We start from the raw sequence: 23,223 nt of genomic DNA, 5'->3' as shown, positions 1-23,223 counted from the left end.
TTAAATTATTATTCACCGTATTCATGAAAAATGACCCCACCTTATTATAATATAAAAGAGGATGAGTCTATATTTTTAGGCACATTCTCTTTTTTTATTCCTCCTCCCCCTCGATAGTGAATTTATTCTTTCTGTTAATCATATTTCATTTTTTGAAATTTCAAGCAAATTGTTCTATTATGTCTTTAACAGAATAACAAGTCCATATATATCTTTCGAAGATAAAAGTCACAACATATATAAAGAGTAAAGATTGTCATATTATGAGGAAATATTATCACTTGTAGTTTAGATAAGAACAATAATAAACGATAAACGACTCTGTTTCGGACATTTTTAGTAAATTTGCTTTTGAATTCTAACAAACAAATCAATCATTTTACACAATAATATTATAATATGAAACGAATTACTTATATGGTTGTGGCTATGACCAGTTTTCTGCTTAATACCACACCCATGAAAGCTCAGTCACCATCAAATACTTGGAATCCGAATTTACCAGGTGGTAAATATCGAAATCCAATAATCGATGCTGACTATAGCGACCCCGATGTTTGTCGTGTAGGCAACGACTATTATATGACTTCTTCTTCATTTGCTAATTTCCCGGGGTTACAGATTTTACACTCCACCGACCTCGTCAACTGGGAACTAATAGGTTCAGCCTTCAAGGATGGCTACCCTGTGTTACCAGAGTATCAAGGTACCGACCTCGACTGGCATAAGAAGATACAGCATGGCAACTATGTATGGGCCCCATCCATACGTTATCACGATGGCTGGTTTTACATCTACTGTGGCGATCCTGACCAGGGACTTTTCATGACAAAGACTAGAAATCCGCGTGAAACTTGGTCTGAGCCTGTATGGGTAATGAAAGGTAAAGGTCTTATCGACTGCTGTCCACTCTGGGATGAAGATGGCAAAGCCTATCTCAGTCACGGATGTGCAGGTTCACGAGCAGGAGTAAAGTCAGTACTCTTCGTAGCCCCTATGTCTCCAGACGGTACCAAAGTTATCGGTCCGTCTCAAATTGTATACGACGGTCACGAAGATCAACCTACTATCGAGGGAACAAAGTTTTATAAGCGTAACGGCTATTACTACATTTTCTCACCAGCTGGAGGTGTCAAATATGGTTGGCAAGTAGAACTCCGCTCCAAGAATCCCTATGGCCCATACGAAGAATATGTTGGTTTGGCGCAGGGCAAATCTAAGATTAATGGTCCACACCAGGGGGCATGGGTAGACACTCAGAATGGTGAAGACTGGTTTTTGCATTTTCAGGATAAGCACGCTTACGGGCGCGTAGTACACCTACAGCCAGCACGATGGAAAAACGACTGGCTTGTTATCGGTGAGGACAAAGATGGAGACGGCTGTGGCGACCCTGTACTAACTTGGAAGAAACCTAATCTGCCATCAAGTGGTAATTTTCAGCCAGCCGAAGATGACGATTTTAACTCTACTACATTAGGTTTGCAGTGGCAGTTTGAAGGCCCCTACAGTCAATATTGGTACTTCTGCGATGCGGCAAAAAGCAAACTTCGCCTCTATGGTGTACAGGCACCTGACAACTATAAAAACTTATCAGACCTTCAAAATGCTTTGATGCAGAAATTACCAACAGAGAACTTTACAGCTACTGCTAAACTAAAGTTTATTCCAAATCCATCATACAAGCAGAAGGGCGAAGAAGCTGGCTTTATGATTAAAGGTCTAGACTATGCTGCCCTGAAATTTGTATCTACAGAGAATGGGTGCGTACTGCGATACGTAACCTGCCTTGGAGCACAAAAAGGCAAAGCCGAAAAGACAATAGCCGAAATACCGGTAAAGATGGTAAAGCAAGCCAAGCCATACACCCAAAAATATGCAGTAGACGACATACCACAGCCTAGAATGGGCACAGTAGATGTATATGTTAGAGCAGAAGTAAAGAGTAGTGGCATTGGCAATAACATTAAGAGTCATGCACAATTCTACTACAGTCTTGATGGCAAAAAATACAGCAAGATGGGTACACCGTTCGAAGTAAAAGAAGGCAAATGGGTAGGTGCTAAAATTGGATTCTTCAATATGCGCCCAGAGTCTAAGAATGATGCAGCCTTCTTAGACATAGATTGGATCAGATTTACAAAATAATCCCTCCCCATCAATACAAACGAGCTATATATAAAGCTAAAAAACATTAAGAGCTGAGAAAGAATCTCAGCTCTTAATGTTTACACACGTAAACCCAATAGTGGATGAAGGGCCGTACGCACAAACCCTAAAGGAATGTTACCATTTCGCAATATTCTATCAGGCAATAGTATTAACTTTACCGATAAATCGCGAATAGACTCTTCGAGAGAATGCAATTGATATAAATGTTCAAGATACTCAAATGATAATTCATCGGCCACAGTACGGCTTTCCTCACTATCATACTTCTCATGAAGCGAGGCCAGTTGTCGAGACAAAATATGCTTTCTCTCCAAGTAATCAGGATAAGCATCGCGAATATAATCCTCTTCGAGTATAATTTTCTGACAGTTGAGATATATCTGCCTAAGCAAATCATGAGCAGTTTCGACACCATATTCATCGAGATAACTATAAGTCTCTGATGCCGAATACTCTAAGTCACGTCTCAGTCTTACCCCCTTAAAAGGTACAGTCATCTGTACTTCGATAGAAGATGCTGAAATGTAACTAATTTTACCTATTAATTCTATCCCGTCAAAATTAACTCTGACCGTTTTACCGATACTTAAAATAGTTTTTGCACTCATAACGTTTCTTTTTTAGTTAAAACACTCACATCATATATCCCACCGTGGCTACGCTATAGTAAGCTCGGTTGGTGGCAACACACGTTGCATCTCTTGATATTTATTTTCGACTACAAAGATAAGCTATTCTTCCCTATTCGGAAATACCATTTATTAGCCATTTTTTATGGCATATAATAGGTATCTAAATCGACGTAACACACATAAAACTATGGAAAAAGGAAACATGAAAGACTATTATGTATATTATCATTAGTATTTTGATAGCTACTTTAGCGGCTCTAGATACCACCAGGTGCATGGAGCCCCCTTATATCTAAATACATTAAAAGGATAAGCAAATCGCTGTATATAAACTAAGCGAAGTAAAAAACAGATTACTACCAACACCCGAAAAATAAGAAAGTTTAATATTTTATAAAAAATGAATGTTGGTCGGATAAGAAATTATTCGAAGAAAAATTTATACCTTTGTGCCACATATCAGACAAACTGCCTTGATAGAGAAATTAACATGTTAGACACCATAAAAATGACCAACGAAATAGAACCACACCAAGTATTCAATGACGATATTCCTTACGAGGTAAGGATGAAATATATAATCGAGTCCTATCGTAAAGACATAAAAAGGCTGGAGCAACTCACCAAGTATACGAAAGGGCTAGAAGAAGAAAATGTAATGCTGCAGAAGGAACTTGATACTGTCCATGAATGGAACGAAACATATCATGAAAAGATGGCTATTATTAATCAGCAGCAATCTGAAATCAACAGGCTGAAAGGTTTGATAGTCAGAACTTTCCCAAAAAGAGTATTACAAAAACGCCTCTTAAAGCAGAAAATCAGAGATTTAGAGGTATATTCGGCTTATCTAAAAAAAATGCTGCATGATAACGACATCGAATATAAGGAAAAAATGCCTAACTCCAATCGCAATGTTGAAAAAATCATAGCCGACGAGATAAACGAATTTGCAATAAGGGGGCATAAAGAGAATTACTTTGTGTACGATTACCCTCGACCTGCATTAACGGCAGACTGTATTGTAATCACAAAAGAAGCTAAGCCCAGGGTGCTACTGATACAACGTGGTAGAGATCCCTATAAGGGGTGTTGGGCTTTCCCTGGCGGATTTTTAAATATGGATGAGACTGTTGAGCAATGTGCTATCAGAGAACTGGAGGAAGAGACAGGTCTAAAAGTGACAGCAGCTGAGCAAATTGGTACATACTCTAAGATAGATCGTGATCCAAGAGGACGTACTCTAACGGTGGCCTATCTGGCTATTATCGATGCACCTATAGACGTGAAAGGTCAAGACGATGCCGCCAAGGCACAGTGGTTCTCGATTACAGAGTTGCCACGTCTCGCTTTCGATCACGCAGACATCATAAGAGACGCTTTTGCATGCTATATTTGCAAAGTCGGCCACAAGTAAAAATGATATATTGTATTAACAAAAATATTACATATTATGAAAAGTTTTAAATCTACTGCGTGGATGCTACCACAACCTGTGCTTGTTATAGGCACCTACGATAAAGAAGGTAAAGCTAATGCGATGAATGCTGCTTGGGGTGGCCAGTGGGATCTGAAGGATATTATGATATCACTGGGTTCTCACCAGACAACAGATAATTTAGCTACAAACGCAGAGTTTACGGTGACATTTGCCACTGCCGACACTATGGCGACTGCTGACTATGTTGGCATCGTAAGTGGCCGAAAAACATCCGATAAAATGGAGAAAACAGGCTGGACTATAGAGAAAGCTCCTCACGTGAACGCTCCGCTCTTTAAAGATTTTCCTATGACACTGGAGTGCCGCGTTAGGCAGAAAATCGATGAAAGCGAGACAGGCTATTTCTTGATTGGTGAAATCGTTAATATCCTCTGTGATGAGCAGTATCTGGCTGAAGACGGCAAACCTGATGTAGAGAAGATGAATTTAATTACTCTCGACCCTGTACACCATAACTATATTCAGCTAGGCAAGGCTGTGGGTAAGGCTTTTGCTATAGGCAAAGATGTTATTTGAATGAATAAAACTGACAGTTACACACTCATCAATATAGATGAACTACGACAGACGCGTAGTGAATGTAATGCACACAAGTTATATCAGCGGGTAAAAGCAGGAAACGATTTTCTTGCATTTACCCGTATCTATGCGCTCAACTCTGATGAGTTAGTGACGAGAAATGCCCTGTGGATACTGACAAAAGCTCGTAAGAAAGAACTGGCCGTGCTACATGAACTACTCTCCACGCTTATAGATCAGGCCATGCGGACGAAAAACTTATCTGTTAGGCGATTGACACTTTATATAATAGAGCGACAAAAGATGGAAGTAGACGACTTACGCACCGACTTCCTTGACTTCTGTCTCGACCAAATGAAACGTATAGAGGAGCCGCCTGCCATCCAAGCCGTCTGTATGAAACTAGCTTACCGTATGTGTAGGTTCTACCCCGAACTGTCAGCCGAACTGAAGCGTACCCTCGAAACGATGGAAATCGACTATTACAAGCCCGCCGTAAAATGCGTAAGAAATAGAATATTGAGCGGAAAATTAAAATAGCACAGTAACACAAGCATTTCTCGCCGTTCGAGCAGTAATACTCTTGAGCTTATACTAAAAGTGATAAATAAATAATGTAAGAATAAAGACTGAAATGATTGTAATAAGTTCTACTCTAAAACATACTTTTATACTGGTGTGCATATCTTTTAGGGTAAGAACCCGCGGATTATTTCCTATAAAGGGTTTGTAACAATCCTCGCCAAAATATGAGTGAGTGCCCCCAAATCGACAACTCAATATGCCAGCCAAAGCTGCTTCTGGCCATCCACTATTGGGCGAAAGATGGTTGTTGCCATAATGGCAGACAAATTTAGCCAACTGGCTAAGCGTATATGAAGTATTTAGATGATTAACCTTATAATATATGTAACCACAGATGACTATTAGCAATGCTGTAATACGAGCAGGTATATAATTGGCAATATCATCTATATGAGCTGCCCAGCAACCATAATTCTTAAACCTATCTGTGCGATAAGCGATCATACTATCCATAGTGTTTATCATTTTATAGGTAAGCATTCCGGGCAATCCTAAGGCTAAATACCATAATAATGGAGCTATAATCCCATCACTTAGATTCTCTGCCAATGTTTCTAGCGCAGCTGTACACACCTCTTGACGGGATAACATCTTGGTATCTCGACCTACTATTCTGGCAACTTGCTTTCTTCCTTTATCGAGGCTTTCATCTAAAGCCTCAAATACGAGTTTTACCTCTTTACGTAATGTATGACCAGCTAGACTGAAAAATACAAAAACGGTTGATATAAGTATATATACCTTTTCATCATCAGTAAGCCAACGCTTCACCCCCCATGCTAAAACAAATATCAAGACTATACTCGTAACGGCAAAACATGCACCTTTTGTCTTCTTATACTTGCCATGATTGGTATGATGTTCCCAGAACGAGATCCATCGGCCCATATAGACTACAGGATGTGGCAAATATATAGGATCACCTAAAAGTAAATCAAGTAACCACCCCAATAGAAGAGGTATTAAAAATGTCATTATTGTATGGTCTAAAAGCATGTTCTATTTATATATTGTATTAGGGCTTGTATAAGTAAATTATTTTCTTCTGGCAACTGAATAGCTATACGAAAATGGGCTTCACTGAGGGCGGCAAAGTTAGAAGCATCACGGATAAGTATACCGTAATGAGTCATCAAGAACTGCTTTAAATCTGCAGCGTTGCCTCTAGTAAGCTTACACAGAATAATATGAGTATCTGTGGGATAAACCTGCAGTCCATCGATGGTAGATAATAATCGGTATACCCGCTGAGCTTCATCCATATATGTCGAGATATTTATCTGATATTCTTGAGCATGATGAAGTAAATAACGACCGGCATCTTGTGCTAGCTGATTAACAGACCATGGTATCCGATAAGCTTTCACTTTATTGAGCAATGATTCTTCTGCAGTAATATACCCTATTCTCAGTCCGGGCACAGCGTACTCTTTAGTCATGGAATGCAGCATGATAACATGTGGAAATAACGAGGCTTCCTGAACTGTAAGTAAGGGTTGACGCGTAAAAAAAGCATAACTGGCATCAATGATGATGGTCTGCTGTTGATGCTTGTAAATAAAATCTAGCAAAATACTCTTAGGGATAACTTGTCCCGTCGGATTATTCGGATTACATAGCCATAAGATGTCTGCATCTGAAGGCATCTGGTCTAATTCTGTTATCATGGTTATACGATGGCGATGCATTCTGCAGGCATCAGCATATTCAGAAAATGTAGGCGTAAAGACAACAGAGTGAGCTTCAGCAAAGGTCTGTGCTAACAGATAGATTGCTTCTGTCGCTCCATTTGTGGCCATCACTTCGTAAGATTCTAGCCCTAAATGCAAAGCTATCTCTTTCTCTAAAGTTATAGGTGCTGCTTCTGGATAATGGCTTACCTTATATAGTTGGGAGCTAAGATAGCTAAAAAGGTCTATATGCGAAAAATGCCCATAAACATTAGAGCTAAAATTTATCTTCACTTCATTATATCGATATACATCATCACCATGTCCATTAATCATTGTCTTACTTTTTTAATTACAAAGGTACAGTTTTTTGTCCTATCCTTACCACACCTATGGTATTTTTTAAGCAATCAGAAAAAAAATCTGATTACATCATAAAAAGTTAGTATCTTTGTAAAATACGAAAACATGGATATATAATCTTAATCATTATGACAGAAAAGATAACGGTAAAAAAGGATAATTCAGAAAGAGCTATAAAAAGTAATAAAAGACAAATTATTATTTGGGTAAGCGCTTTAATTATTGGAGCTTTACTGGGCTTGCTTCAGCTACATTGGCTGAATGAGTTGATGACATTTATAGCTACTGTTTTTACACGACTATTCCAGTTGATAGCTGTGCCGACTATTGTTTTAGCAGTAATCACAACTCTTGCAACTTTTGGTACGCATAGAGAAACGGGCAGGATATTTAAGCATGCTGTCGTATATACACTGCTTACAACGATTATGGCAGCTACCGTGGGACTATTACTGTATCTAATCGTAAAACCAGGTAATCTTCCTGCAGATCTTGCTAATATAGAAGCAACAGATATTCCGAAGATGATGGGCAATGAGAGTTACCATGATCATATCATTGGCGCTATACCTAATAATATCGTAAAACCCTTTCTCGAAGGTAATGTACTCTCATTGTTACTCTTAGCTTTTGCTGTTGGCTTCGGATTAGCCAAGTTACCAGAGTCTGAAAATAAGTCTATATTGGTAAAAGGTATAGATGGTTTACAATCCCTACTTTTTCTGCTCATCAAAGCTCTTATCTGGGCTTTACCTATAGGCATTGTCGCTTTTTCTGCCCAGTTATCAGCACAGGTGTCTGCTGGTGTCGCCGCAGAGTCCTTGGGAAAATACGTTACTATTATCCTTGCAGGTAATATGATACAATTTTTTATTGTGCTTCCGCTCTTCTTATTAGCCAAAGGTATCAATCCTGTAAAACACCTCAACAGAATGATGCCTGCAGTACTCATGGCTTTATTTACCAAGAGTTCAGCAGCCACACTTCCTGTAACCATTGAAACCGCAGAAAACAAAGCTCATATCTCCAAGCAGGTAGCAAGATTTGTACTACCCATTTGTACCACCATTAATATGAATGGTTGTGCCGCATTTATTCTTGTTACCTCACTTTTTGTTATGCAGAATGGTGGTATCCATCTATCTATCATACAAATGATAGTATGGCTTTTTATAGCTGTTATTTCTGCAATAGGTAATGCAGGTGTACCTATGGGGTGCTTCTTTCTAACACTGTCACTGATGTCTGGACTAAATGTACCTGTCAATATCATGGGTATCATTCTGCCTATCTACACGATTATTGATATGATAGAAACTGCAGAAAATGTGTGGAGCGACAGTTGTGTAGCTGCTATGACAGAAAAGGACAATGGATAAATATTAATACTATGACGAGAAGAAAAAATAGTAATACGGGCGAACAGGAACTCGATTTGTTCGCATCGTCTGATTTTGAGGATGAACAAGCAAGCCATAAAGAGGCTGAAGCACTCGAAACCTCTCCCATTATATCGTCTGATGTGAATGAGGATTTTAATCGTCTCTTTGACCGTTTGGCCCAATCCACTTTTCGCAGTCGATTCTACTTAAACAACAAAGATAAAGCCTATATCCAGGCGAAGGGGCTGAATACGATTCGCCAGCATGCAGCCGATTTTATCGCCAAAAGACTTGCTCCTGCTTATATTCCTAATGATGGCAAGCAGACGCCTATGCGACACGTACATCCTGTATTTCAGGCACAACACGCCACAGGATGTTGCTGCCGGGGGTGTCTGGAGAAATGGCATCATATACCTAAAGGTAGGCTTCTCACCCCAGCAGAACAGGCTTATATTGTAGCTGTCATCATGGAGTGGATTAAGCGAAAAAGTGGTTCTGGTAGCTCTACATGATCACAGTCAATCTGAGCCAGCATCTCTTCGCCACTCTTAGAAATACTGAATTTCATACACCGCAGATCTTCTTTGCAGGCGTGGCGCACTATGAGTTTACGCTTTTCTAAGGAAGCTATTACTTTAGAAGCATTAGATGGGGTTAACCCCATTTCTGAAGCTATTTCGCTCGAGGATATATTGATCTTTTCAGACACGATGATAAGCAGCATGACCTCATTGATATTGAGGCCAAACTGCTTTTGTAAGGTCTGTTCGAAAGAAGCTATCGTGCGATAGATACTTCGAATATAACTTAAGCATTCTTTATTCATTTGCTATTTCTTGCTCTAAGAATTCTGCTGCATCAGCTACACAATCGTTACATGGTCGGAGCACCTTCTTGGTCTCTATACCCTTCAGTACTTTACAAATCGTGCTACTATTGCGTTTCTGAAACTTCTCCATGATTATGCGCATAGCCTTCATTGCCTTGACCTTATCCTTATGGTGAAGTCCCAAGACAACTCCGGCACCTATCAATGAGCCGCACGTACCTTCCATACATCCCATACCAACGCCAAATGCATTGGTCACATTCTTCATCATCTCTTCGTCTATGCCAGCAATATCGCAATAAGTGCAAGCTATAGCTTGAGCACAATTAAAGCCTTTCATCTTGCGTTCGACAGCATCTTTTACTTTTGATTCCATTTGCTAAGTATCTTATTTATTGGATATTAATGTTTATCTATTCAAGTATTTGTAATATGGCATTACTTCTTTTTATTTTTGACTTTACAAATCATCTGTGTCATATTTCCCATCGGACAGAATGTGCACCAGGTACGTGGGCGAAATACGATAGTAAGAAATACACCTACTATCAGCGAAGTAAGCATAATACCATACAGTCCGAAGGCAAACTGAGCCACCCACGGCTCTACGCTTACAGGATAAGCCCAATGCCAAGGCACATCGAATGTCCAAAGCAGAAGTAAAGTTTCGTGCAGACTATCGGTGCCCCGAGCCACAGCAACAGTCAACATTACCATTTCAATGAAAAAGAACATAAACCATACGAGGAAGGCATTTCTAAACCATACAGACGAAATCCATCGAGGCGCCTGTTTTCTTGTAGTAATTCCGAGTGTATTTCCAAGAAGCATAAACAGTTGTCCCCGTCCACAATACTTATTACACCACGCTTTATTACCACCAATAATGGCTACCAGCAACGGTATAATCATACAGATTAAGCCAAGCCAGGCAAACACAATATTAAAAAACCCTAAGGTAAAATATGCAGCCGATACGACCCACATATAATCATACCATTTCTTCTCTTTTTTCATCATACTCTCCATTTAGTTGTAATGGCACCAGCAGGACAATGCTTTTCACATTTGCCACAACCGACACATAATTGTTCATTCACTTCGGAATTACATCCCCGATCAATTGATACTGCTCCCTTAGGACAAACCGTCAAGCAGACGCCACAGGCTACGCAATGACTGAGGTCTACTATTGCTACTTTTTTACTAATACCCATATTAACATCTCTATATTATACATATATATTATCTAAAATATCTTGCATATTATTTTCCACTGGAAAACATCTGCAAAAATAATATTAATAATTGAAATAAACAAGTTTCCAATGGAAAATATTTATATACTCTACTTATTTTTTTTATTTAAGCCGATATTGTTGAGGAGATATCCCTACATGTGTACGAAAATAGCGTGTAAGTGCACTCTGATCTGAAAAATGATATTCATCGGCTATTTGCTTCAGACTATTTTGAGAAGTACGCATCTTCAGTTTCAAATGCAAAATAATGTATTCATCTATAATCTGCTTAGGCGTAAGCCCTGTCTTATTCTTAACAATAATACCCAGATATTTTCGAGTAATATTCATGCGATCTGCATAATAGTTTACCTCGTGCCCCTTATGATATTCGTCTTCCAAGAGTTGCATAAAACGGGTAAAGAGTTCCTCTGTACGCTGTGTACTCTTACCCATACTTTTACTTCGAATATTTGATTGTAAATAATCATAAAAACCAAGGAAAAATGCCTGGAGATGTAATGTTACTATACTATCAGTCATCTGATAATGCTCTACTCTAAAATAGAAAGCAAAGATACGAAACATACTGTTTACCACTTCGTCGATGAGTTCTCGATAATCACAGCGTCGATCGGCTTTAAGTTGTTCGTATATTGCATGCTCGATATGTAAACTCGCAGAACGCAGTATATCTGAACTATAACGTATCGCCTCGGCCGAGAAATTATCAGATACTTGTTCCCATTTTACCACATCTCCTGGAAAAAAGATGAGTACATCACGCTCTTGCAGTTGCCAATGATCAAAATTGATTCGTACAGAGGCTTTACCAGTGTGTGAGTAGATGATGGCTCCATAATCGATTGCGTGTACATCGCGGTATAGCGATGTATGGTCTATGGTTGTATATATGGTTTCGTTCATAACTATAAATTACGTTTTATATAGAGTTATTCAGGTAGTTTAATGTAGTAACTAAAGTATTATTATAGAGCTACAAAAGTACTACATTATTCTCAAATTGTCAAATTCTGTCGAAATTTTATTTCCCTATCTCCTAAGAAAACTCAGTACTTTTGCACACGAATTAAAAAGATGGTATGAATAAAAAATTAATTTCTACGATGGCGTTAACTTTCGCCATTATCTTATCAGCAAATGCTCAGACTCGCAAGATGAGTATGAATGAGCTGTTTGAATTGATAGGGCAAAACAACAAAAGTATTAAGGCAAGCAGATCTGCAGCAGCAGCTGCCATAGAAGGTATTAAGGCTGCCAAAAGTGAGCGACTTCCTGATGTCAATGTACAGCTCAGTGCCAGCTATATTGGTAACGCTATTATGATGGATCGCGACTTCTCTGACTGGCAAAACTTGGATTCGCCTCACTGGGGTAATCAGTTTGTCGTAGATGCTCAACAGACTATTTATACTGGTGGCGCTATTACTGCTGGTATCAAACTGGCTGAGCTTGGAGCCAATCTGGCAGATATTAGGGTAACGCAAAATGTACAAGACCAGCGTTTTATCGCGTTGAGCCAATATCTTGAACTTGAGAAGATTACTCATCGTGAGAGAGTGCTCGAAAGTAATATTAATCTTACCCAAAAACTTATCGACAATATTAAGGAGAAGCAGCGACAGGGAGTAGCACTCAAAAATGATATTACTCGATATGAGCTGCAGATGGAAAATCTGAAACTGAATCGCACCAAACTGCAGAATAACAGAAAAATACTAAATCATCAACTCTGCAATACGATAGGTATATCAACTGATGAAGAAATAGTACCTACAGATGATATAGCTGGAGTTATTTTTAACAAAGAGGGCGAAGAGCACTGGCAAACGGCCGCACTAGGAGTAAATCCTCAATTGGCGATGGCTGGCGTAAACGAGCAGATGGCTAAGCAACGAGTAAAATTGGCCAAGAGCGATATGCTACCTAAGGTGGCCGTAGTAGCTCAGAATAATTTTAATGGACCGATCACTTTTGAGCTGCCTCCTATTGACAAAAATCTGAATATCTGGTATGTTGGCATTGGTGTACAATACTCACTGTCGTCACTATTCAAGAGTAATAAAAAAATATCACAAGCTAAACTCCAGTCGCAAGCTGCCACTGAGCAGAAAGCGGTAGCAGCAGAGTTACTCAATAACCAGATTCAGGCTGCTTATACCAACTATCTGCAGAGCTATGTGGAACTCGAAACACAGCAGAAAAGTGTACAGCTAGCTCAAGAAAACTATCAAGTAGTAAACGATCGGTATCTTAATCAACTTGCACTGATTACCGATATGCTTGATGCTAGTAACATGAAACTTGATGCTGAATTGAGCGAAGTAGATGCACGCATTAATATCGCTTATGCTTATTATAAAATGAAGTATACTGCAGGAAATCTGTAAAAGCAATGATAAAAACTATTAACTGTTATCAATAGACTAGTAAAAATTATGAATAAGAGAAAACAAGTATTAAGAATTTACAATATTATCGTTATCGCTCTTCTCGCTTGTGGAGTAATATTTGTATGTAGTCGATTTATTCATTTGGGTAGTACCGAATATACCGACAATGCAATGGTACATCGCAATCTTATCCCGTTAAATACACGCGTGCCTGGATTTATCAAAGAGATACGTTTTAACGAGTTTCAGTATGTACATAAAGGCGATACCTTAGTGATTATCGAAGATGCTGAGTTTCGCTTGGCACTGGCTCAAGCTGAAGCTGGTATGAAAGGGCAAAAGTCGGGAACATCTGTTGTAGATGCCAGCATGAACACTGTATCTGCCAATGTAAATGTAGCAAGTGCAGGCATAAAAGTGGCTTCTGCTGGTATTGCTGAGGCTAAGGAGGGCATGGACAATGCTAAGAAAGATTATGACCGTTTTGCTGCATTACTTCAGAAGGGTGCTGTTACTCAGCAGCAGTTTGATCATGCGAAGACTCTCTATGAGCAGGCACACAGTCGCTATCAGGCTGCTCAAGCTCGTCTAAGCCAAGCTGCCGCTTCACGTAAAGCTACGGCTATCGTTAACAACGAAACATTGCATCGACTTGGCCAAAGTAAAGCTGGAGAAAGTGTGGCCGAAGCTCAACTTAATCTGGCTCGTCTTAACTTAAGTTATACTGTTATCACGGCTCCATGCGATGGTTATGTAGGACGTAAAGATATTCACGTGGGCCAGCTTATGCAGCCAGGCCAGTTGCTTGTCGATATTATCGACCAAAATGATGTATGGGTTATCGCCAACTATCGTGAGAGTCAGATGCATCACATTACCGTGGGAGCTCCTGTAAACTTTAAGGCTGATGCTATCCCAGGGGTAACCTTCAAGGGTAAAGTCAAGAGTATCTCTGCAGCAAGTGGTTCTGCTTACAGCAATATGCCTGTAGATAATGCTACTGGCAACTTTGTCAAGGTAGAGCAACGTGTACCTGTACGCATAGAACTCACTACGAATAACAACCAAGCTGATATCAAAAAACTTCTCAGTGGTCTCAATATTACCTGCGAAGTAGACTATTAAGTTGAATCTAGCTCCTTAAAACAGAGCCAGATTATTAAAAAGTTGATAAAATAAAAAATGAAACTATGGCAGATCCTATGATAGGGCGACCATTCGCCATGCCCATGATGAAGCCTTTCATACCGAAGAAACTTCAGCCATGGATCTATCTACTCTTCGCCATTATCTTTCAGCTGGTCAATGTTACCTACATGGGTAACATGCAGCAAGAGATAGGCGATATGAGTATCATGCGCGAAGACGCCACCTTTATATTTATTTGTGGAGTTGTGGGGGTAGCCATGCCCTTCCCCATCCTCTTCAGATTGAAATTTCGCTTCACAAATCGCTCTCTTATGCTGTTTTCGGTATCAGGTATGATAGTCTGCATATTATTATCGCTCACTACTGAGTTGATACCTGTATTATGCATATTATCTTATTTGTGTAGCTTCTTCAAATTAATGGCTACCTTTGAGGCACTAAGTAATATCCAACTGTGGATAACTCCAAAGCGCGATTTCGAGATTTTCTTTCCATTGCTTTATATCATCGTGTTAGGCGATATGAGTGCCAGTGGTTGGATATCTCAGCAACTCTGTTACTACTGTGGCGATTATCATGCCATGCAGTATTTTATCGTCGCTTTATTGCTTCTGGTACTCCTTTTTCTATATACATGCACTCAGCATTTCCGATTCATGCGTCCAATGCCTTTTATTAATATCGACTGGCTTGGCTGTATACTATGGTCTACTACATTACTAGAGATTGTGTGGCTGTTTACCTATGGTGAATACTATAACTGGAGCGATTCAGGCTTATGGTGTAATGTGGCCTGTGCTCTACCAGTAACGGCGTTCTTTGCTTATGGCAGAATGACGCACATACACCATCCATATATTGATCCGAAAGCTTTCAGATATAAAACACTGGGAGCTATCCTTTTCTTTTTTGTCGTAGAAGAGTGGATGAACTCTACTCATAATGCTTTAGAAGGTATCTTTACTGGGAGTATACTACATTATGGTATGCTCACCTCTTCCCGATTCAATCTCATAGGGTGGGTAGGTTCGCTTAGTGGTTGTCTGTTCAGTCTCTGGTGGATGAAGATGCTTAAGCTTCGCTATACTAGTCTACTTACTATCGGTTTTGCACTGATGCTTGGCTATCAGGTGCTCATGTATTTTTACATCACTCCTGAGCTCAATATCGAGCGTCTATATGCGCCTACCTTTGTACGCACTTTCGGTTATGCCATTTTCTTCTGCACACTTACGGTATATCTCGAAGAACTCTTGCCTTTTCAGCATTTCTTTATGGGGCTAACCATCGCAGGTTTTATCCGTAATAGTGTAGTCGACTCTATCAGCGGCGGTATATATAGCTATCTTTTCCGCTATCATGTAGCCGACAACTTTGCCCGTGGCTTGCAGATAGACCCTGTACAGAGTATTATGCTCTCTATAAAATATCTATATGGTACCACTTGCTTGATAGGGTGTTTTTTCTTGTTACTTCTTATGTTATGGCGTGTTCAGCCAGTACGCTCTATGCTTAAGCATATACCTTACTGGAACAAAGTAGGCCAACAGATGCGCAAGGAACTGGAAAGTGAATAAAAATAATCACACCTTATTATATGACATCATAAGTATTTCATACCTACACTATATTTTATATGAATAGGAAGTTAGCTCATTGCTAGCAATCCATTCTTCCCCTTTCGATCCCTTCTTGAAGCCAATATAGCAGCAAGAAGGGATTTTTATAGACATATTCAATAATAAGGCTGCTATATTTTTTGATAATCATAATGCTGTATATTATCCTTTTTATGTATCTTTGTGTTTAACAAATCACATCAGTAATATATGATAAAGATTATATCAGTATTCAATAATTGAAATCATATCAAAATTAATAATAAATGTCAGAATTTAGAGAAATGCGCAGAAAGCGCCAATTGCTGTCAGAAGCAGACAGCATAGCAATATTACAAAAGGCTACGTCAGGAGTTCTCTCTCTGCTTACAGAAGAAGGTTATCCTTACGGAGTACCTATCAGCTATGTCTATACCCATGGCAAATTATATTTCCACTCAGCACTGAGCGGCCACAAACTCGATGCCATTCGCTTTCACGAAAAAGCAAGTTTTACCGTTATCGACAAAGATGATATCGTACCCGAAAAGTTCACTACCTTTTTCCGTAGCGTTATCTGTTTTGGTAAAGTACATATCATCGATGATAATGAAGAGAAAATGCAGACCCTTCGCTTACTCTCTGCCCGTTACTGTCCTGATCAACCAGGTACAGAGCATGAAATTGCAAGCGGATTCAACCATATGTGTATGATATGTTTCGAGATAGATCATATTTCTGGTAAAGAATCGATAGAATTGGTAAGAGCTAAGGAAAACCATGCTAAATAAGATAATTATCATCGCCACCATGGTGCTCACACTTACTTCATGTGGTGTGAGCAATACCGATCAATCTATCCATGAGCTCATTTCAGATATGTATAACAAAAGTTTATATAACGACTATGCATATCTTAAAGCTCATTGTACTGACAAAATGCTGAAAAAATTGCAAGATAAATATGATTACGACTGTGATAGCGGTGACTGCTACGCTGTATGGCTCTTCCGTACAGGCTTTAATGACGGAGAAGGCACAAGCAAGATTATCTGTATCAAGCCGCTAGGCGATTCATGGTATCGCTATGATTTTTATGATGAGGGGCACCAAGGCGCTAATAAAATAAAAGTGATAGAAAAAAAAGGCAAATGGTACTTTGATGATATTGTAAAGATATACGAAAAAGAGTAGAAACAGCACAAATCATACAGTTAAATTCTACAACTTTTTTTGCGAAAAACTAAAAAAAATAATAAATTTACTTGCCTTTATAAAAAATTATACTTATATTTGTGGCACGATATATATATGAATAAACAAAATACAATTAAGGACGAATAAATAAAATAGATATGTGTTAAGCAAATAGGTATTAGAATAACATATTCTGTATCATATTTTAAAACACTAGCAGTAAAAATAGTTCTAAATGAATGATTTATTGCGAGATATTTATTTAAAAGATGATTTGTCTAAGATTGCGTAAATAATAAGATTTTTAAAACTTTCAACTAAATTATTAAGTGATGAAAAAGCGTATAACACTTCATGTAGTTGCGGCTACAGTATTATTTGGTACAACCATGTTTACTTCATGTTCTAAAGATGACATGGCTGGTATCGACAATCTGACTAATGCAAATTCAGAAGTTGTAATTTCACCGGTTAAAGAGACCCAAATCCAAGCATTTTCTAAGGGTAATCTGCTTAATGCTTCTAAAGTCATCAGGTATGCTGCTTATCAAGGTGATGCGCAAGCTAATGTAAACTATTTTAAAGTTAGCGATCAGAATATGTCTGATGATCAGTTGTATTCGCAGCGACGTGCTTATTATCCTTATCGTAATAATGCTCCTGAAACTACAGACAGAGGTGAACAAGTATCAACTGATGAATATAATTTTGTCATTAATTATATCAAAGAACATCCAAATGATGGGGGTCAAGAATGCGACCTAGAAAACTACTTCATACAAAACGTAGGTTCGAGCTTTGATTCTTATACTACAACTCCTGATCAAAATGGTTCTACAGAAATAGTAAAAGGTGGAAAACAAATGGATTACCTCACTATTGGCGGTATACACTTTCTCGACTATAATGCTTCCTACGGGCCACGTGCGTTGGTATTAGGCATTCGTGCTGATCAATCTCCAACCTATAAGGATTCGTACAGTGATAATAATGAAAATGTTAAAGAGGATAAATATAAATTCTATAAGATTACCTATAACAATGAAACTAATTGGTACTTGTGTTTCGACTATACGACTCAGAAGCATGATGGGAAAAATGGTGCTGTAGGTAAATCTCATGCAGGCGATGGCGTATATAATGACTGGGTTGTTAAATTGACACCAGCTGATGGATCTAAAATTACTCCAAATCCTGATCCTACATCTGTAACAGTAAATAAAGGTGAGGTTGAAGTTAATTTGGCATTCAATGCGCCTAAGACAACAGATGATTATATCTCTTCTCATTTGTCTATCCACGTACGTGATACAGCTGATGTTGAAGTATTTATCCCAATCAATCAAAAGTACTATTGTACTGAGGATGATATGTATATCGTAAAAAATCATGATAAAGTAGATGAAACATTCAAGTATGCGCATAAAACACAAACTTGGAAAATCGCTAATATTGACGTCGTCCTTACTGTGGCATATGAACCAAACGGTATTCGCATAACTACTAACGGAATATGTGCTGCTGTACTCCAGGAACTACGAAAAACATATCATGATGGTATTACATTTGAAGTTTGGAACTACTATAATTCTGAAATTGATGAAAATGGTCAAACAAAATCTTTAGATCGTGACTTCTATCTCGACTTACTGAAAAAAGAAGGTTCACAACCTACCATAACTTTCAAAAGTGATAATGTATACCAGTATACAAATGCTTTCGGCAAAGATAAAGATGATTGGACCTCAGAAGGAACTCCTTATACAAAGGTTAATGAGTTAGCTGTAGAGGTTAAACTGCTGAATACTCCTTATACAGAGCAAAATGATTGGGAAGAAAAAATTGGTAATAATAAAGTAGAAATGATCTTTACTAACGACAATATCTATAAGGATTTAATTGAAAAAGGTATTCAACCTCTTCCAGCTGCTGCTTATATAAATGCCATTGACGAAGCTATTAGCAAATAAAGCTACAGTTTCTTCTGATTCTGACAAATAAGTTTATTCAAAACTTTCATATATATACATTAGAATACTGCCCAGAGGAATTTTGTTCCTCGGACAGTATTTTTTTTTGAAGTAATAATATTACTAGATAAACTATAGTTATTTTCTTGAATTATGTTGACAAGAACCCTCTCGTATTTTGCTTATTTGTAGCTGGAATATTAGAAACCCTTAAATATGCAAAATTTACGCTACATTACATCTACCTGATTATCAACGTATTATCTATACACGCTATCTATTTTTACGTTGTCGATTTGATAAAGACATAGCATAAGTATAGTTTTTATGAGTTAAAAACATAGGGTTTAATCTATGAAAACATAATGTTAGTCTGCTATAATCTATATGTTTACTCTTCATTGGCTATGTTTTTGCTGGAAATAAAAGTAAAATACGGTAGCAAAACACTAATAGTCAACCCAAAAATTGAAGATTTCGAGCTAGATGAAGATTTTTTGTGACTGTATTTTTTGACATTTTATTTAACAGCCTGCCCATTGCAGGCTGTATAAACATAACTTACTTGAATTAATTATCAATATTCCTTTTTACAAAAGCTATAAGATCGGCAGCTCGCCAAACCATCTTCTCACCTGTCTCACTATTGTGAACACCAAGTTCATATATACAATGCCAACGGTGTGAGCCGCTTTCACATCTCAATGTCATATCGATAGCACCTCCTTGCTGATAATTATAACTTATTCGCTTCACAATGTAAATAGTACTTTCAGCTTGCGTTGTAATCGAAATATTATAATCACCTTTACTTATTTCTACACGATTTATGTGACATTGAGGCACTTCACCCGATGTATCGTATACATAAACATAATTATTATCGTATGCTGCGAATACTTTTTCGTTCTTAGCATCTTGAAATATATAATAGGTAAGAAATTTTTCACTGATTGTGTATTCACGGTTTACCTCAAGACGTGTATTATCACTGTTGTCAAGTACATGAGCACTCGATCTTGGAATATCTGCATTATCCTTGGCACAAGAAATAAAACTGATTATAATACTCCCCGTAAGGGCGATAACCGCTAAATGTTTGAAACCTTTCATAAGTAATGCGAAATTAGATGTTTATAATGCTGAAAAAAGCTTAATGCTTCATGTAAATATGTGCAAATGCTATGCTTATTAAGGCAAGTGCAAAATGTTTGATACACTACAAAGATAATATTTTTTTGCTGAATACCAAATAAATTATCACATTTTTTATTTTTATAAAAAAAAGTATTTTTTTTATTAAACCTTTCGTGGTTTTATACGTCAAATTGTCTGATATAAAAAAACGTAATAACTAAAATTGGATGAAACGTACAACATTACTACTCCTAACAGCCATGAGCATAAGTGGTGCTTGGGCTACAGAAGGTAACATTAAGGGAAAGATTCTGGATAGGAACTCGAATACTCCACTGGAATTCGTAAATATCAAAATTACCTCACAGTCTGATTCTGCCAAAATCGCAGGTGGAGCTATTTCTGATATCGACGGAAAATTTAATATTGGCAAACTTCCAAATGGTCAATATACGATTACTCTTACTTGCATCGGCTATAGAGATGTCACTCGTAGATTTACTATTTCTGATAAAAACCAAAATATTTCATATCCTGCTCTCTATATGACTGAGGATGCTAAAATGCTAAAAGAAGTAACGATTACTGGTCAGCAGTCTACTATGAAGCTGGAGGTGGATCGTAAAACTTTCGATGTAGGATCCTTGGTATCAAATGCCGGTCAGGCAGCTACTGATGTACTCGAAAATATTCCTTCAGTCGAAGTTGATAACGACGGAAACGTATCGCTCCGAGGTAATTCGAGCGTGGAAATATGGATAAATGGTAAAGCAAGTGGATTAACAACAGATAACCGTGCACAGATATTGGAACAACTCCCTGCAGAAAGTATCGAACGTGTAGAGGTCATCGATAATCCATCGGCTAAGTTCTCAGCAGAAGGTAGTGCAGGTATCATCAATATCGTACTGAAAAAAAATCGCAAAGCAGGTTACTATGGTAGCGTACAGGCAGGGGCTGATACAAGAGGGGGTGCCAACACAAGTTTCAATATAAATTATAACAGCAGTAAGCTGGATGCTTTTGCCAGTGTCGGCTATCGCCATCGTGAAAATGTAGGCAAAACCGACTCTGAGCAGGAGTATTTTAATACTCACCAGTATCAAACTTACCATGGCACTTCACCTAACTTGGGTAATAATATTTTTACTCGCGCGGGACTTACTTGGCACTTGACGGATAAAGATGATATGGGTATTACAGGAATGCTCATGACCGGCAAGATGAACAATTGGCAGTTTCTACCCTATCACTATGGTGTAATTGGAGCCGATATGGATACACGCATGATGTATCGACGTAGCCATACCAATGGTCGTATGCTCATGCAGCACGTGGAATATAATTATCGCCATAACTTTACAGAAAGACACTTCCTCGATTTCACAGCTAGTTACAACCGATGGAAGATGAATATGGATAATCTGTATCAGGACTCTACAACTTATTATGGTGAGGATGCGAAGGCTTCTGAATACGCTTATCAGTCTCGCCCAATGAAAATGAACAATCGAAATTGGGACTTTAAGCTAGATTATGAAAACCCTATTACGGATGCTTTCATGTTGCAGGCTGGTTATCAAGCTACTCTCTCACACGAAAATTCTCCACAGGAATCGTGGATTGATGATACTTGGGATGGTGTGAATAAAACAGAAGATAAACTCTACTATAACCGTTTCATCTACGACATGGATTTACATGCTGGATATCTTACCTTATCATACAAGTTTGGTAAATTCAGCCTGATGGGAGGGCTTCGCGGCGAATACTGGAAGGTGAATACCGAAAGCTATACTTGGGATCAGGAACACGATGCAACAAAGCGTGACCCTGCTTTCAAGAAGGATTTCTTCAAACTCTTCCCTAGTGTATTTATGAGCTACCAGCTTACTCCTAATGATCAGTTACAATTAAACTATACTCGCAGACTTCGTCGTCCTTGGGGCGGTCAGCTTAATTCTTTCAAAGATACAAGAGATGCTACTATGATATCTTTCGGTAACCCTGAACTTACTCCAGAATACTCTAACTCGTTCTCTCTTAACTACTTGCGCACATGGACACAACACTCACTGCTTATAAGTGCGTACTATCGCCCTACTACAGACGTTATGCAGCGCATAAGTTGGCAAAATTCTGCTGACAATATTATGTATAGCACTACCAAGAATATTGCCAAAAGTCAGAGCAGCGGCTTAGAGATGACTCTTAAAAATAAGTTTGGAAAGAATTTCGACTTGACTACTAATGTGAATGGCTACTACTACAAGCTCGACGGTTTCAGCTATAATATTGATGGGCAAACAATTACAGGCGAGGAAAGAGATAATTTCCAATGGAATGCTCGAATGACAGGTAGCTTGATTCTGCCTTACGACATTAGCTTGCAACTGAGCGGTCGATATAATTCACGACAGACAACGGTGCAGGGGTATCGCAAAGCGAACTACAGTGTAGATCTAGGTGTTCGCAAGAATTTCTTTAACAAAAAGTTGAGCCTTTCAATCAGCTGTCGTGACTTGCTGGATACTAGAAAATGGCAGACTTATACTGAAACAGATACATTTACACGTTATCAGTTGAATAGACGTGGTGGACGTAAGGTAAACTTCACTCTGACCTGGAACTTTGGTAATAATAATAGTAAAAAGAAGGGTAAACCTGATAGCCAAAATATGCAAGACGATGATACAGATATGACAGGAGGATATTCTGGCGGTGGTGATATGTAAAAATCAGATTAATAATACAATTACAAAAAATCCTCGGGTCTTATATGACTCGAGGATTTTTTTTATCTTTTTATAATTTCGAATAAAACAAATATATGATTCAATTATTTGTTATATTCTATTCGC

Annotated in this window: 22 protein-coding genes and 1 riboswitch; of the genes, 13 read left to right on the top strand and 9 right to left on the bottom strand. The window is 38.3% G+C overall.

The genetic code is table 11. The features are described 5' to 3' along the window. The first annotated feature begins 399 nt into the window (after positions 1–399). On the top strand, positions 400–2,148 hold the full coding sequence (locus L6471_RS08885; protein ID WP_237797719.1) for a glycoside hydrolase family 43 protein: 1,749 nt from the start codon (positions 400–402) through the stop codon (positions 2,146–2,148). An 80-nt stretch (positions 2,149–2,228) separates the two neighbouring features. Here L6471_RS08885 and L6471_RS08880 read toward each other — a convergent pair whose 3' ends face one another. Next, entirely contained in the window at positions 2,229–2,780 is a 552-nt protein-coding gene (locus tag L6471_RS08880) for a hypothetical protein (protein ID WP_027453494.1), read from the bottom strand. Continuing rightward, a riboswitch (SAM-I-IV-variant riboswitch) is annotated at positions 2,779–2,885 on the bottom strand. Its footprint overlaps the gene before it by 2 nt. A gap of 409 nt (positions 2,886–3,294) precedes the next feature. Here L6471_RS08880 and L6471_RS14180 point away from each other — a divergent pair. The 3 genes from L6471_RS14180 to L6471_RS08865 are packed head-to-tail and all read left to right on the top strand — an operon-like array spanning position 3,295 to position 5,364. Continuing rightward, positions 3,295–4,221, top strand: coding sequence for an NUDIX hydrolase (locus L6471_RS14180; RefSeq protein ID WP_317221441.1), 927 nt, complete (start codon positions 3,295–3,297; stop codon positions 4,219–4,221). A gap of 36 nt (positions 4,222–4,257) precedes the next feature. Then, positions 4,258–4,821, top strand: coding sequence for a flavin reductase family protein (locus tag L6471_RS08870; protein ID WP_237797718.1), 564 nt, complete (start codon positions 4,258–4,260; stop codon positions 4,819–4,821). Further along, positions 4,822–5,364: a hypothetical protein gene (locus L6471_RS08865; RefSeq protein WP_237797717.1), complete on the top strand. Its 543-nt coding sequence runs from the start codon at positions 4,822–4,824 to the stop codon at positions 5,362–5,364. Positions 5,365–5,418: 54 nt separating this feature from the next. On the opposite strand, the gene cbiB is transcribed toward L6471_RS08865, so the two are convergent. Beyond that, positions 5,419–6,384 carry an adenosylcobinamide-phosphate synthase CbiB gene (gene cbiB, locus L6471_RS08860; protein WP_237797716.1) on the bottom strand — a complete coding sequence of 322 codons (966 nt, stop codon included), beginning with the start codon at positions 6,382–6,384 and terminating at the stop codon, positions 5,419–5,421. 11 nt (positions 6,385–6,395) lie between these two features. Next, positions 6,396–7,415, bottom strand: a complete 1,020-nt coding sequence (locus L6471_RS08855) for an aminotransferase class I/II-fold pyridoxal phosphate-dependent enzyme (RefSeq protein ID WP_006281381.1) — start codon at positions 7,413–7,415, stop codon at positions 6,396–6,398. 155 nt (positions 7,416–7,570) lie between these two features. On the opposite strand from L6471_RS08855, the gene L6471_RS08850 reads away from it, so the two are divergent. Further along, on the top strand, positions 7,571–8,821 hold the full coding sequence (locus L6471_RS08850; RefSeq protein WP_237797715.1) for a dicarboxylate/amino acid:cation symporter: 1,251 nt from the start codon (positions 7,571–7,573) through the stop codon (positions 8,819–8,821). An 11-nt stretch (positions 8,822–8,832) separates the two neighbouring features. Beyond that, positions 8,833–9,339 carry a DUF4186 domain-containing protein gene (locus L6471_RS08845; RefSeq protein ID WP_074613678.1) on the top strand — a complete coding sequence of 169 codons (507 nt, stop codon included), beginning with the start codon at positions 8,833–8,835 and terminating at the stop codon, positions 9,337–9,339. On the opposite strand, the gene L6471_RS08840 is transcribed toward L6471_RS08845, so the two are convergent. From L6471_RS08840 to L6471_RS08820, 5 genes are all read right to left on the bottom strand, one after another. Next, on the bottom strand, positions 9,276–9,653 hold the full coding sequence (locus L6471_RS08840) for a MarR family winged helix-turn-helix transcriptional regulator (RefSeq protein ID WP_237797714.1): 378 nt from the start codon (positions 9,651–9,653) through the stop codon (positions 9,276–9,278). The genes L6471_RS08845 and L6471_RS08840 overlap by 64 nt on opposite strands. Continuing rightward, a complete protein-coding gene (locus L6471_RS08835) occupies positions 9,646–10,032 on the bottom strand; it encodes a C-GCAxxG-C-C family protein (protein ID WP_237797713.1) in 387 nt (128 codons plus the stop codon). Before L6471_RS08835 ends, L6471_RS08840 begins: the two co-directional genes overlap by 8 nt. Before the next feature lie 62 nt (positions 10,033–10,094). Then, the gene (locus tag L6471_RS08830; protein ID WP_237797712.1) at positions 10,095–10,676 is read right to left on the bottom strand and encodes a 4Fe-4S binding protein; all 582 of its coding nucleotides are present in this window, start codon (positions 10,674–10,676) and stop codon (positions 10,095–10,097) included. Then, a complete protein-coding gene (locus L6471_RS08825; protein WP_074549238.1) occupies positions 10,673–10,873 on the bottom strand; it encodes a 4Fe-4S binding protein in 201 nt (66 codons plus the stop codon). Before L6471_RS08825 ends, L6471_RS08830 begins: the two co-directional genes overlap by 4 nt. 144 nt (positions 10,874–11,017) lie before the next feature. Further along, positions 11,018–11,824, bottom strand: a complete 807-nt coding sequence (locus L6471_RS08820) for a helix-turn-helix domain-containing protein (protein ID WP_237797711.1) — start codon at positions 11,822–11,824, stop codon at positions 11,018–11,020. Between the two features lie 176 nt (positions 11,825–12,000). Between L6471_RS08820 and L6471_RS08815 the strand changes: the two genes are divergently transcribed. The 6 genes from L6471_RS08815 to L6471_RS08790 all read left to right on the top strand — a co-directional run bounded on the left by L6471_RS08815 (position 12,001) and on the right by L6471_RS08790 (position 19,225). Beyond that, a complete protein-coding gene (locus tag L6471_RS08815; protein ID WP_237797710.1) occupies positions 12,001–13,308 on the top strand; it encodes a TolC family protein in 1,308 nt (435 codons plus the stop codon). 48 nt (positions 13,309–13,356) lie between these two features. After that, positions 13,357–14,436: an HlyD family secretion protein gene (locus L6471_RS08810; protein ID WP_237797709.1), complete on the top strand. Its 1,080-nt coding sequence runs from the start codon at positions 13,357–13,359 to the stop codon at positions 14,434–14,436. 65 nt (positions 14,437–14,501) lie between these two features. Then, positions 14,502–16,037, top strand: coding sequence for a hypothetical protein (locus L6471_RS08805; RefSeq protein ID WP_006281389.1), 1,536 nt, complete (start codon positions 14,502–14,504; stop codon positions 16,035–16,037). A 308-nt stretch (positions 16,038–16,345) separates the two neighbouring features. Then, on the top strand, positions 16,346–16,849 hold the full coding sequence (locus tag L6471_RS08800; protein ID WP_006281390.1) for a pyridoxamine 5'-phosphate oxidase family protein: 504 nt from the start codon (positions 16,346–16,348) through the stop codon (positions 16,847–16,849). Continuing rightward, positions 16,839–17,252, top strand: coding sequence for a hypothetical protein (locus L6471_RS08795; RefSeq protein ID WP_051214650.1), 414 nt, complete (start codon positions 16,839–16,841; stop codon positions 17,250–17,252). The genes L6471_RS08800 and L6471_RS08795 overlap by 11 nt, the downstream gene beginning before the upstream one ends. Before the next feature lie 335 nt (positions 17,253–17,587). Continuing rightward, positions 17,588–19,225: a hypothetical protein gene (locus tag L6471_RS08790; protein ID WP_237797708.1), complete on the top strand. Its 1,638-nt coding sequence runs from the start codon at positions 17,588–17,590 to the stop codon at positions 19,223–19,225. Positions 19,226–19,795: 570 nt separating this feature from the next. Here L6471_RS08790 and L6471_RS08785 read toward each other — a convergent pair. Further along, a complete protein-coding gene (locus L6471_RS08785) occupies positions 19,796–20,338 on the bottom strand; it encodes a hypothetical protein (protein WP_237797707.1) in 543 nt (180 codons plus the stop codon). Positions 20,339–20,589: 251 nt separating this feature from the next. Here L6471_RS08785 and L6471_RS08780 point away from each other — a divergent pair, with 251 nt between their 5' ends. Next, positions 20,590–23,097, top strand: a complete 2,508-nt coding sequence (locus L6471_RS08780; protein WP_237797706.1) for a TonB-dependent receptor domain-containing protein — start codon at positions 20,590–20,592, stop codon at positions 23,095–23,097. Positions 23,098–23,223 lie beyond the last annotated feature (126 nt).

It is taken from the genome of Segatella bryantii, assembly GCF_022024215.1.
GTDB lineage: Bacteria > Bacteroidota > Bacteroidia > Bacteroidales > Bacteroidaceae > Prevotella > Prevotella bryantii.
The sequence above is the reverse complement of the archived record's forward strand: the minus strand, read 5'-3'. Positions and strand labels throughout refer to the sequence as shown.